10 protein-coding genes are annotated in these 11,987 nt (G+C 67.3%); 7 read left to right on the forward strand and 3 right to left on the reverse strand.

Annotation, left to right across the window (positions count from 1 at the left end):
* Positions 1–74 precede the first annotated feature (74 nt).
* Entirely contained in the window at positions 75–1,064 is a 990-nt protein-coding gene (locus AB0L82_RS18665; protein ID WP_364637384.1) for an LLM class F420-dependent oxidoreductase, read from the reverse strand.
* A gap of 93 nt (positions 1,065–1,157) precedes the next feature.
* Complete coding sequence (locus AB0L82_RS18670) at positions 1,158–2,054, reverse strand: LysR family transcriptional regulator (RefSeq protein WP_364637984.1); 897 nt, start codon at positions 2,052–2,054, stop codon at positions 1,158–1,160.
* Positions 2,055–2,405: 351 nt separating this feature from the next.
* On the opposite strand from AB0L82_RS18670, the gene AB0L82_RS18675 reads away from it, so the two are divergent.
* The 7 genes from AB0L82_RS18675 to AB0L82_RS18705 all read left to right on the forward strand — a co-directional run bounded on the left by AB0L82_RS18675 (position 2,406) and on the right by AB0L82_RS18705 (position 10,693).
* Entirely contained in the window at positions 2,406–3,401 is a 996-nt protein-coding gene (locus AB0L82_RS18675; RefSeq protein WP_364637386.1) for an EamA family transporter, read from the forward strand.
* A gap of 27 nt (positions 3,402–3,428) precedes the next feature.
* Positions 3,429–5,195: an FAD-dependent oxidoreductase gene (locus AB0L82_RS18680; RefSeq protein WP_364637388.1), complete on the forward strand. Its 1,767-nt coding sequence runs from the start codon at positions 3,429–3,431 to the stop codon at positions 5,193–5,195.
* Between the two features lie 57 nt (positions 5,196–5,252).
* The gene (locus AB0L82_RS18685) at positions 5,253–5,873 is read left to right on the forward strand and encodes a pyridoxamine 5'-phosphate oxidase family protein (protein ID WP_364637390.1); all 621 of its coding nucleotides are present in this window, start codon (positions 5,253–5,255) and stop codon (positions 5,871–5,873) included.
* A gap of 73 nt (positions 5,874–5,946) precedes the next feature.
* The gene (locus tag AB0L82_RS18690; RefSeq protein WP_364637392.1) at positions 5,947–7,188 is read left to right on the forward strand and encodes a MurT ligase domain-containing protein; all 1,242 of its coding nucleotides are present in this window, start codon (positions 5,947–5,949) and stop codon (positions 7,186–7,188) included.
* A complete protein-coding gene (locus tag AB0L82_RS18695) occupies positions 7,185–7,895 on the forward strand; it encodes a glutamine amidotransferase (RefSeq protein ID WP_364637394.1) in 711 nt (236 codons plus the stop codon). The genes AB0L82_RS18690 and AB0L82_RS18695 overlap by 4 nt, the downstream gene beginning before the upstream one ends.
* Positions 7,896–8,172: 277 nt before the next feature.
* Positions 8,173–9,768, forward strand: coding sequence for a GMC oxidoreductase (locus AB0L82_RS18700; protein ID WP_364637396.1), 1,596 nt, complete (start codon positions 8,173–8,175; stop codon positions 9,766–9,768).
* Between the two features lie 142 nt (positions 9,769–9,910).
* A complete protein-coding gene (locus AB0L82_RS18705; RefSeq protein ID WP_364637398.1) occupies positions 9,911–10,693 on the forward strand; it encodes an ion transporter in 783 nt (260 codons plus the stop codon).
* 23 nt (positions 10,694–10,716) lie between these two features.
* Here AB0L82_RS18705 and AB0L82_RS18710 read toward each other — a convergent pair whose 3' ends face one another.
* Entirely contained in the window at positions 10,717–11,982 is a 1,266-nt protein-coding gene (locus AB0L82_RS18710; RefSeq protein WP_364637400.1) for a low temperature requirement protein A, read from the reverse strand.
* Positions 11,983–11,987: the final 5 nt, after the last annotated feature.

Raw genomic sequence — 11,987 nt, forward strand, 5'->3', positions numbered from 1 at the left:
GAAAAGCACTGCGCCACAGGTGAATACGACAACGCCCCGCGACATGAAGTCGCGGGGCGTTCTGTCGTCTGACGTCAGGCGTGGACCAGGGGTGCGAGGGCGCGGCCTGCCAGATCCACGGTGCCGGGCTCGTGGCCGTTGGTGACCAGGTTGACGATGAGGCCGTCGATGCCGTGGTCGAGGACGCGGGCTTGCAGCTGTTCGGCCACCTCGTCGGGGGTGCCGACGAATTGGCGGTCGGCGGGGGACTGCTTCAGGGCCTCGACCGGCATGGAGGACAGGTCCGTAATGCCGATGCGGGCAAGGAGATCCGCCTGGGTCTTGCGGGCGCGGTCGCCGTCTTCGTCGACGATGACGAAGGCCAGGTAGCTGGTCTCCAGGGATTCGCGGGCGCGGCCGGCCTCGTCGAGGCGGGCGTGCAGGGCCTCCAGCTTGCGGGGCAGTTCGGAGGCGTTGCAGATGATATTGAGGTGGTCGGCGAAGCGCGCGGCCAGCGCGAACGTCTTCTTCTCGCCACCGCCGCCGAGCATGATCGGCAGATCGTCGCGCACGCGCGGCTCGTTCATGGCGTCCAGGGTCCGATACCACTTGCCGTCGAAGGTGGAGTGCTGACCGCGCAGCATCGGCGTGATGATCTGCAGGGCCTCCTCCAGGCGTTCGAACCGCTGGGTGAAGGTGTCGAAATCGAAGCCGTACGCCTGATGTTCGAGCTCGAACCAGCCCGCGCCGATCCCGAGCACCGCGCGCCCGCTGCTCACCACGTCCAGTGTGGTGACGGTCTTGGCGGTGAGCGCCGGATTGCGGTAGGTATTGCCGGTCACCAAGGCGGACAACTGAATTCGCTCGGTGACAGCCGCCAGTCCGGACAGCGTGCTGTACGCCTCCAGCATGGGCTGATCGGGCGTGCCGAGCAGCGGCAGCTGATAGAAGTGATCCATGACGAAGGCGGCGTCGAATCCGGCCGCCTCGGCTTCGCGCGCCTGCGCGGCCACGGCCGCGAACAGCTCGCGCGGCGCTACCCCGTAGCTGAAGTTGGGCATCTGATATCCGAGACGAATGCTCATGTGTTCACGCTATGACTTGGAGTGCACTCCAAGTCAAGTGCCGCACCGGATGTTCAGTGTGCGGCAGCGTATTCCCGGGCGCGAAGGCCCGCATCAGCCGGCGGTGGTGCGGCGGGCGGCTCGCTGAAAGGCCGCGAGCACGGTGGCGACGGCGGGCCTTTTCTCCGCGTGCGGCCGGGTCGCCAGATCGTAGAGGCGGGCCGCGCGCACGCCCGCCAGGCGCAGCATCACCAGATCCGGATGCCGCACCGCGTGGCGGGGCATGAGCGCGATGCCGTAGCCGGAGGCGACCAGCGCCTCGATCACGGTGAAATCGTTGAGCCGCTGCGCGATTCGCGGCTGCACGCCGGTGACGGTGGCGATCGACCGCAGTACGTCGTCCACCGGGAATCCGCCCCGCACACTCAACCAGGTCTCATCCGCCAGCTCGGCGGGCACCACCGCACCCTGTCGCGCCAGCCGATGCTCGGGCCCCACCACCACATCGATCGGCTCGCGCATCAGCACCCGCGAGGCCACCCGCGCCCCGCTCATGGACGCCGACCGCTCATCGCGATGGGTCAGCACCACGTCGTAATCGGCAAGCAGCCGAGGCACTTCCACCGGCGGCACATCCTCATCGGCCGCCACCATCTCCACCCCGGTCTCCGCCAATTCGGCGAGCACTTGCGGCAGCAGCAGCGCCGCCCCCGACGGAAACAGCGCCACCCGCACCTGTCCGCGCGGCGACCCCCGATAGGACGCCATCTCGGCCGCTGCCTTCTCCATCGCCGCCAGCACCTCATCCGCCCGCACGACGAGTGCCCGCCCGGCATCGGTCAAGCGCACCCGCCGCCCGTCCGGCTCCAGCAGCGCCACCCCGGCCTCGCGAGCCAGCACCTTCAACTGCTGCGAAACCGCCGACGGTGTCATCGACAGTGCCGCCGCCACCGCCGCCACCGTTCCCCGATCCGCCAATTCGCGCAGCACCCGCAACCGCTCCACCGACATGAGCGGCCCCCCGCTGCCGACCTCACTCGAATCACCCACGCGCCCACTATTTTCCGCTCCGCCGCCGGGAGAATCGGGCCGAAGTCCGGGGGGCCGCAGGCTCGCCGTGTCCGGGTTGTCCGCCCCGGCCGGTGCCGCGACGGCCTCCGCCAGGGTCCGGGGTGGGGTGCCCGCCGGGAGGTGGCGGGGCCCCATTGCGGTCGGGGTGGTGATGCGGCGCGGGCGGGGAACGGTGCGGGGTGGGGTGGGGTGTTCCGGGTCTTCGGGGTGGTGCATAGATAAGTTCTACTACATCATTGGTGCAGAATTATTCGATTGATCTTACCTATCGATGGCTTCAGTATTTGCCGCATGACCAATCGTGATCGGCTGCTCGGCCTGGGTGTCGTGGTGCTCTGGGGACTGAATTTCCTGGCCATTCGGGTCGGACTCGATCACTTCGAGCCGTTCTTCTTCGCGGCCCTGCGGTTCGCGGTGATCGCGGTGCCGGTGCTGATCTTCGTGCCGCGGCCGCAGGTGCCGTGGCGCTGGTTGCTGCTGTACGGCGTCGGGTTCGGGATTCTGCAATTCGCGTTTCTGTTCAGCGCCATGCGGGCCGGGATGCCGACCGGGTTGTCCTCGCTGGTGTTGCAGTCGTCCGCGCCCTTCACGGTATTGCTCGGGGCGGTGTTCCTGCGAGAACGGTTGCGGCCCATGCAATTCGCCGGTATCGCGGTCGCCATGGCCGGGATGGCGGTGATCGGCTGGGACCGATCGCACAGTGCGGCGCTGCTGCCGCTGGTGCTGACGCTGCTGGCCGGATTGGGCTGGGCCTTCGGCAATATCGGGTCCCGCATGGCGGCGGCGCATGCCGCGCCCGGGGGTCCGGTGAATCCGCTGCATCTGACGCTGTGGATGACGGTGATTCCGCCGCTGCCCATGTTCGCGCTGTCCGCGCTCGTGGAGGGACCGACCACCGGCCTGCGCGATCTGGCGGCCTCGTTCTCGGTGACCGGCTGGCCCGCCTATGCCGCGCTGGCGTACATCGTGCTGCTGGGCACCATCGCGGGTTCGGGCCTGTGGACGTATCTGATGAGCCGCTATCCGGCGGGCACGGTCGCACCGCTGTCGCTGCTGGTTCCGGTGGTGGGCATCGCGGCCTCGTGGGCGTTCCTGCATGAGCGTCCGACGGCGGTTTCCCTGCTGGGGGCGGCCATTGTCATCGCGGGCGCGTTCACCGCGACCTCGGCGCGGCCCGGACAGTCTGCGAAGTCTGCGAAGCGAATAGTCGGCATTCGGGCATCAATGTTCAACACAAGGTACGCAAAACAGGACCCAACGGACCAAACCCCGGTTCCCGCTGCCTAGGATTCCCCCAGGCGTGGGAGGTAGGGAATGACTGGACAGCGTTTGTCCGTCACGCGGCGAACGATGCTGCGTGGCGCGGTCGCGGCTGGTGCGCTGGCGGGCGCCGCCGCCACCTTGCGACCCACTCCCGCGCACGCCGATCCGGGCCGCAGCGTGGCCGTACTGGGCGGCGGTGTCGCCGGTCTCACCGCCGCGCACGAATTGGCCGAGCGCGGTTTCGACGTCACCGTGTACGAGCGCCGGGCACTCGGTGGCAAAGCCCGCAGCATCCCGGTGCCGAACAGTGGCCGGGACGGCCGCCCGGAACTCATGGGCGAGCACGGTTTCCGCTTCTTCCCCGGCTTCTACCGGCACATTCCCGACACCATGCGGCGAATCCCGTTCGCGGGCAACGCGAACGGGGTCTGGGACAATCTGGTCGCCGCCTCCGAGGCGCGTTTCTCCCGCCGCGACGCCGATGACGTGATCCTGCCGATGGGTAAGGCCGGGCGAATCTGGGCCACCCCCGACGATTTCCGGGAAACCGTCGGTTCGGCCATCGCCACCAGCACCAAGATGTCCGAATCGGACGCGCTCTACTTCGCCAATCGACTACTGGTCTTCAACACCAGCTGCGATGCCCGCCGCTACGGCCAGTGGGACAAGGTCGCCTGGCGCGAATACGTGGGCGCGGGCCGCCGCTCCACCGAATTCCGCATGCTGCTCTCGCGCACCCTCACCACGCTGCTGGTGGCGGCCAAGGACGATCTGGCCAGCACCCTCACCATCGGCAATATGGGTGAGCAGTTCCTGGGCAATCCCCTGGAGGTCGCCAATGACGGTGCGCTGGACCGGCTGCTGAACGGTTCCACCAATGAGGCGTGGATCAATCCGTGGGTCGCGCGGCTGCGTGATCTGGGCGTGAAATTCGCGACCGGCGAGGTGCGCGGACTCGAGATCGCGGACGGCAGAATAACTTCCGCGCGCATTGTGGACGGTTCCGGCGCGGCCCGTCAGGTCGAGGCCGACTATTTCATCTCCGCCGTGCCCACCGAGGTCGCCCGCACCCTGTGGACACCCGAAATCCTTTCCCGCCGACCGGAATTGGCGGGCATGAATCAGCTCATGGTGGATTGGATGACCGGCATCCAGTTCTTCCTGAAGACCGAGACCAATATCGCGCGCGGGCATGCCGCCTATGTGGATTCGCCGTGGTCGCTGACCTCCATTTCGCAGAATCAATTCTGGAACCGCACCCCGGTGACGGGTATGGGCGACGGTACCGTCAAGGACTGCCTGTCGGTGGACATCTCCGACTGGAACACCCCCGGCATGCTGTACGGCAAACCCGCCAAGGAATGCACCCACGACGAGATCGCCCGCGAGGTGTGGGCGCAGCTCAAGGCGCACCTCAATGATCAGCGCGAACTCTTGAGCGATGCCGATCTGCACTCCTGGTTCCTGGACACCGGCATCACCTGGGACGCCGGGGCCAAGCGCAACACCAATGCCGATCCGCTGCTCATCAATACCGCGGGCTCCTGGGCGCTGCGCCCGGAATCGCATACCGCCGATATCGAAAACCTGTTCCTGGCAGGCGATTACGTGCGCACCAATGTGGATCTGGCGACGATGGAGGGCGCGTCCGAGGCCGCGCGCACCGCGGTGAACGCGGTACTGGACGTCTCGGGTTCCAATGCCCCGCGCTGCCAGCTGTTCAAGCTGTACCGCGCCACCGAGCTGGAACCGTTCCGGCAGTTGGATATCGCGCGCTACAAGGCCGGTCAGACGAATCTCTTCGACATTCCCATGTAGCGACATTCCCTACAAATCACTGGCGGCACACCCTGGTTCGCGCGTTCAATCGAAGTCATGAGCGAGATCAAGGATCCGGCTGAACTGCGTGAACTCCTGGGCGCTCCGACGCCCCGGGCCGTCGCCAAGGAGCGGGTCGCGCTGCACGAGCGCGATAAGGAGTGGATCTCCCTGTCTCCCTTCGTGGTACTGGCCACCAGCGATGCCGACGGCAATTGCGATGCCTCGCCCAAGGGCGATCCGGCCGGTTTCGTGCGGGTGCTCGACGACACCACCATCGCCATTCCCGAACGGCCGGGCAATCGCCGCGCGGACGGCTATCTCAATATCCTGAGCAATCCGCATGTGGGCGTGATCTTCCTGATCCCCGGTCGCGGGGAAACCCTGCGCGTCAACGGCCGTGCGCGACTGGTGCGCGATGCCCCGTACTTCGACGACATGGTGGTCAAGGGTCATCGCCCGATCCTGGCCGTCGAAGTGGATGTGCAGCAGATCTTCCTGCACTGCGCCAAGGCATTCCTGCGCAGCGGCCTGTGGAAGCCGGAGCGGTGGCCGGTCGACACCCTGCCCAGCCAGGCTCGCCTGGTGAAGGAATTGCAGCCGGACGCCACCGAAACGCTCGAACAATTGGAGCAGCACTACTCGCACACCTATGAGGAGTTGCTCTACAAGTCCTGAGTGCGGCGCACCTCACGCGCGCCGGGTCGATGCCGCCTGCGCATCGGCCCGGTCGCACCAATAAACTCGCGGCGTGGCAGACATTTCGGTACGCGGACAGCTGGCGCTGCGGGCGGCGACGGCGGCGTCATGGGCGTCGCGGCGCGCCGGGCGCGGCAACGGTTCGATGATCGGCGGCCTGATCGCGCTGAAAATCGATCCGACGATCATGACCCAGCTCGGGCGGGGTCGCCGGACGGTGCTGGTCACCGGCACCAACGGCAAGTCGACCACCACCCGCATGACCACCGCCGCGCTACAGACGATCGGCGCGGTCGCCACCCAGGCGGACGGCGCCAATATGGATGCCGGAATCGTGGCCGCGCTCACCGCGAATCGGGTCGCGCCGCTGGCCGCCATCGAGGTGGATGAACTGCATCTGCCGCATGTGGCCGATGCGCTGGAGCCCGCCGCGGTGGTGCTGCTCAATCTGTCCCGCGATCAGCTGGACCGGGTCGGCGAGATCAATATGATCGAGCGCCGCCTGCGCGCCGGTATGGCGCGCCATCCGGACGCGGTGCTGATCGCCAATTGCGATGACGTACTGGTCACCTCGATCGCCTACGACCACCCGAATGTGGTGTGGGTGTCCGCCGGGAGCGGCTGGGCGGTGGACTCGGCCAGCTGCCCGCGCAGCGGTGAGCCCATCGTGTGGGAGGGCGAGCACTGGTACAGCACCGGCGCGGATTTCAAACGCCCGGAACCGCAGTGGCGGGTGGACGAGCACGGTATCCACGGTCCGGACGGCCTGGAATTGCCGCTGGCGCTTGCCCTTCCGGGGCGCGCCAATCGGGGTAACGCCACCCAGGCGGTGGCCGCCGCCGTGGCGATGGGCGCGGATCCGCTCGCCGCGGCCAATGCCACCGGCACCGTCACCGAGATCGCGGGCCGCTACCGCACCGTCGAGGTGAACGGGCATAACGCGCGACTGCTGCTGGCCAAGAATCCCGCGGGCTGGCAGGAGGCGCTGTCCATGATCGACTCCGCCGCAACGGGTTTGGTGATCGCGGTGAACGGCCAGGTGCCGGACGGCGAGGATCTGTCCTGGCTCTGGGATGTGCGCTTCGAACATTTCGAGGGCACCCAGGTGGTGGCAGCGGGCGAACGCGCCACCGATCTCGCGGTGCGCCTGACCTATGCGGGCGTCGATCACATCACCGTCGCGGATCCCCTGCGCGCCATCGCATCCTGCCCGCCGGGCAAGGTCGAGGTGCTCGCCAACTACACGGCCTTCCGTGACCTGAACCGCGACCTGGAAGCGAAGGCCCGCGCATGAGCGAATCGACCGTACGTATCGGCCTGGTGCTGCCCGATGTCATGGGCACCTACGGCGACGGCGGCAATGCCCTGGTGCTGCGCCAGCGCCTGCGCCTGCGCGGCCACGACGCCGAGATCGTCGAGATCAATCTGTCCGATCCGGTGCCGGACTCGCTGGATATCTACACCCTCGGCGGTGCGGAGGATTCGGCCCAGCGCCTGGCCACCCGGCATCTCCAGCGCTACCCGGGCCTCCAGCAGGCCGCGGGTCGCGGTGCGCCGGTGCTCGCCATCTGCGCCGCCATCCAGGTGCTGGGCCACTGGTACGAGACGTCGTCCGGGGAAAAGGTCGACGGCGTAGGGCTTTTCGACGTCACCACCTCGCCCCAGGACAAGCGCGCCATCGGCGAGGTCGCGACCCAGCCGCTGCTGCCCGGTCTCACCCAGCCGCTGACGGGCTTCGAAAACCACCGCGGCGGAACCAAACTCGGCGGCGATGCCTCCGGCCTGGCCCGCGTCACCAAGGGGGTGGGCAACGGTGTCGGCGACGGTCTCGAGGGCGTGGTCCAGGGTTCGGTGCTGGGCACCTACATGCACGGTCCGGCGCTGGCCCGCAATCCCGAGCTCGCCGACTACCTGCTGAAGCAGGCCCTCGGTGTGGACACCCTCGCCCCCCTCGATCTCCCCGAGGTGGATCAGTTGCGTCGCGAACGTCTGCGCGCCTGACTGCATTGACCGTTTCCCGGTGCATGGTGGATGGTCACCCCTGGACTCCCCGATTGTGAAACACCACTCCGTCACGCTGTTCGTAGACTGTTTTCGGGGGCCGTTCGGCCCCCGCTAGCACGTCTTCCCCGCGACACATAGCCGACACGCATGGCGAGTCTTGTGGCTCACCCTGAATGTGTTGAGCGGGGCGCGACCGGCCGGTAGTGTCGCGCGCGGCCTACTTGATGAGGGAGGTGGCCGGTTGCGCAGGCGCGCGGTGTTCAAAGCTGCCGGTATGGCGGCTCTGCTGGCGGGTATGGGATCCGGGGCCGCGATGCGCGGCGCGGGTACCGCCGCGGCGAATCCGATCTGGAACGCGCTCTTCCAGGCGTGGGTCCCGGAAATCTTTGCGCCGCTGCCTGATCCGCCGGAGCACACCGACGCCATCGTGATCGGCTCGGGCTTCGGGGCGGCGGTCACCGCGCGGCGGCTGGCCGAGGCGGGCGTATCCAATACCGTGCTGGAGCGCGGTTCGCGCTGGCCGAACGATCCCAATCGGGAGATCTTCACCGGTGACGATCTGCCGGACGGCCGCGGCTTCTGGCATCGCACCAGTTTCACCGGCGTCACCAAGGTGCCGATGACGTTCGCCGATTTCGGCGGCGTGCTCGACGTCACCGAATTCGGCGGCATCGATGTATGGCGCGGTGCGGCGGTCGGCGGTGGCTCGATCGTATTCACCGGGGCCATGGTCGCGCCGCCGAAGCACCTGTTCGACACGGTGTTCGGCGGTATCGCCGACTACGACGAACTGGACCGGGTCTACTACCCGCGGGTGCGGGACATGCTGCGGCTGAGCCCGATGCCCGCCGATATCTACAACTCGGCCCCGTTCACGCATTCGCGGGTGTGGGATCGGCAGGTGCGGGCGGCGGGTTATCAACCGGTGCCCAATGATTCGATCTTCAACTGGGATGTGCTGCGCGCCGAACTGGCGGGCGCGTCGCGGGCGTCGGCCACGGCCTCGCGCAGCAATCTCGGCAATTCCAATGGCGCGAAGTTCGATCTGAATCAGAACTACCTGCGCTACGCCGAGGCCACCGGTCGCACCGGGATCTTCCCCGGGCATCGGGTGGATTCGATCGGCCAGGACGGCACCGGCAAGTACGTGGTGTCGGTGACCAAACTGGCCCCGACCGGTCAGATACTCGGCACCCGCACGCTCACCTGCGACCGCCTGTTCCTGGGCGCGGGTTCGGTCGGCACCTCGGAACTGCTGGTGCGCGCGCAGGCCACCGGCACGCTGCCGAATCTGAACGAGCACATCGGCGACGGCTGGGGCACCAATGGCGATGTGGTGCTGGCGCGCAGCGTCAGCGAGCCCACCACCACCGGTGGCGGCGTGCCCAGCGCCAGCCGCATCCTGGACGAGTCCGGTGTACCGCTGACGCTCGAAAACTGGTATGTCCCAGGCATTCCCGTGGACACCCTGGCCATCGCCTCGCTCGGTATGGTGCTGGATCCGACCCGGGCGCGCTTCGGCTACGACCGGGCCCGCAATACCGTCGGCCTGAATTGGCCGCGCGCCACCCAGGATCATGTGATCGCCGCGTGCCGGACCGTGGATCGCCGCATCGCGGGCCTGTCGAACTCCTCGGTCGACTATTCGCCGATCGGCTATGACGCCAACGCGGCGTTCACCGCCCATCCGCTCGGCGGCGCGGTCTTCGGCCGGGCCACCGATGTGAACGGTCGCGTGCACGGTCATCCGGGTCTGTACGTGATGGACGGCGCGGGCATTCCGGGCAGTACCGCGACGGTGAATCCGTCCCTCACCATCACCGCGCTCGCCGAACGCAATATCGAGGCGATCATTCGCGCGGGTAGATAGCTGGACGACGGGCTGCGAGGTTGCTCGCGCACGCTGTATATATGCGTCGCGAGCCAGGACGCAGCCCGAGTCACGCGTTTCGGACCGATCCGGCCGGGGCAATTACGCTGGCGCCAGACCGTTCAGTGAGGAAGGGGTCGGCGTGAGCGAAATCGGCGCACCGGAGGCGGAGGCATTCCCGCCGAAGCCACCCGCCCTGTGGACGGATCTGTTCATGCTCGCACTGGCCGTGGTGTCGGTGGCGCTGGTGGTCTGGGTGACATTCTTCCCGGTGTCGGGGCACACCTATAACGCCATTCGGGTCGTCGACTACAGCATCTGCGCGATCTTCCTGGCCGAATTCCTGTGGCGCTGGCGGCGGGAGGCGTGGAGCTGGACGTTCCCGTTCATCTACTGGTACGAGGTACTGGGCATGATCCCGGTGACCAGCCCGTTCTTCCGCGGTTTCCGGCTGCTGCGGATCGTGGTGATCGCGGTCCGCGTCGGCCGGGTGGCCGATCGCGCACTCGGTGAACGCGTCACCGCCGCCGTGGTGAATCGTTCGGTCGGCGTCATCGTCGAGGCGGTGAAGCGCCCGGTCACCATGGCCGTCATCGATGAGGTCGGCGAGGTGCTGCGCACCGGCCACTACGCCCGCAATATCGCGAACGCGCTGGAGGAGAACCGGGGCGAGCTCGATCAGATGATGCTCGAGCTCATCCGCCAGGATCCGCAGTTGGGCCGGGTGCGCTATCTCCCGTTCCACGAGGACATCATTCGCGGTATCGCCGATGCCAGTTTCCGCCTGGTATTCCAGGTGCTCGCCGATCCGCGCACCGATGAGCTGGTGGCGGATGTGCTGCGCGAGAACATCGATCAGATGCGGACGGCGGTGCGATCCGGGGTGCGGGTGCCGGAGTCGGTGAATCACCGGCTCCAGCAATAGTTCTCACCCGCGCGGCCACAACGTCACCCGTGCTGTGCGGCCTCGCCGCCGCCGTGCCGGACATCGCCACCGTGCCGGAGCTCGTCGCCGCCGTGCCGGATGCGATCGCGCGGATTCGCGTAACGCACGGTCTCCCAGGCGATCAGCGCCAGCAGCACCGCGCACAGCAGTGCCAGGGAACCGAGCGCGGGCAGGGTGGTGGCGAGCGGGATCAGCGCCAGCAGGGCCACGGCGGCCACCACGCGCGGTATGAGCAGTTTGTGTGTCGCGTAGTACCGGAAACCCACCAACGCCAGCAGATAGGCCACTGCGCCCCCGTAAAGGGCATACAGCGGAATGCCGTAGAGCTTGTCCTCGAGCGAATGCCCTTGCGCCCCGCCCACATAGCCGAGCACCTTCTTCAATCCCAGTGACATGGCCACGATTCCGGCGATCATCGGGAAGTGCCAGTAGGTGTAGCAGCCGCGCGCGATCTGAATGCGCCGCTCACCGGTGCTGTGCTCCATCTCGTGTTCGACCACCAGTGCCGCGACATCGAAGTACGCCCACCACATGAGTCCCGCGACCGCGAGTCCGAGCAGCGAGCCGAGCGTGATGGCCCAGGAGATCGGCAGTCCGGCCACGCCCACACCGATCGAGACGATGGATTCGCCGAGCGCGATGATGATGATCAGCCCGTACCGTTCGGCGAAATGCTTGGCGGAGTTGACCACCCAGTCGTTGCCGGAGAATCCGGTCCACAGCATTTCGCCGGCGAGCGCGGCCAGCCAGAGCAGGATCTGCCAGTCGCCGTGACTGCGCACGCCGAGCAGCAGCAGCACCGCGGCGATGGTGAGTGAGCCGAAGGCCCAGCGAATGACCTGCCCGCGTAGCTTCTCGTCATCGGCGCTGGCCATCCAGAACACCGACAGGTGCACCAGGCGTGCGACGAGATACGCGATGACGAAGACCAGCGGCCCGTACCAGCCGCCCGGAAGGTCGTGGAAGGCTTCGGGAATGGTGAGCGCGATGACGAACGCCGCGCCCATGGCCACGAACATGGCCACCCGCGCGATGCCCTCATCGGCCTTGACCACATTGCCGAGCCAGGAGTAGCCGATCCACATCCACCACAGCAGCATGAGGATGACCAGCGCGCGCAGCAGATTGATCGCGGTGGTCTCGTGGGCGGCCAGATCGGTGACCATGGTGAACGCGAACACGATCACCAGGTCGAAGAAGAGTTCCAGCTGGGTGACGGAGGCGTCTCGCGCCACCGGCATTATTCGCTTTCGTTGCGCACCGGGCATGTTGG

The sequence above is a fragment of the Nocardia sp. NPDC052001 genome, assembly GCF_040680615.1.
GTDB lineage: Bacteria > Actinomycetota > Actinomycetes > Mycobacteriales > Mycobacteriaceae > Nocardia.

What these genes read in the sequence shown, in the direction of transcription:
- AB0L82_RS18710 (WP_364637400.1), bottom strand. Translation starts at nt 11,982, where the DNA reads ATGCCCGGTGCGCAACGAAAGCGAATAATGCCGGTGGCGCGAGACGCC.
- AB0L82_RS18695 (WP_364637394.1), top strand. Translation starts at nt 7,185, where the DNA reads ATGAGCGAATCGACCGTACGTATCGGCCTGGTGCTGCCCGATGTCATG.
- AB0L82_RS18680 (WP_364637388.1), top strand. Translation starts at nt 3,429, where the DNA reads ATGACTGGACAGCGTTTGTCCGTCACGCGGCGAACGATGCTGCGTGGC.
- AB0L82_RS18700 (WP_364637396.1), top strand. Translation starts at nt 8,173, where the DNA reads ATGGCGGCTCTGCTGGCGGGTATGGGATCCGGGGCCGCGATGCGCGGC.
- AB0L82_RS18665 (WP_364637384.1), bottom strand. Translation starts at nt 1,064, where the DNA reads ATGAGCATTCGTCTCGGATATCAGATGCCCAACTTCAGCTACGGGGTA.
- AB0L82_RS18675 (WP_364637386.1), top strand. Translation starts at nt 2,406, where the DNA reads ATGACCAATCGTGATCGGCTGCTCGGCCTGGGTGTCGTGGTGCTCTGG.
- AB0L82_RS18670 (WP_364637984.1), bottom strand. Translation starts at nt 2,054, where the DNA reads ATGTCGGTGGAGCGGTTGCGGGTGCTGCGCGAATTGGCGGATCGGGGA.
- AB0L82_RS18685 (WP_364637390.1), top strand. Translation starts at nt 5,253, where the DNA reads ATGAGCGAGATCAAGGATCCGGCTGAACTGCGTGAACTCCTGGGCGCT.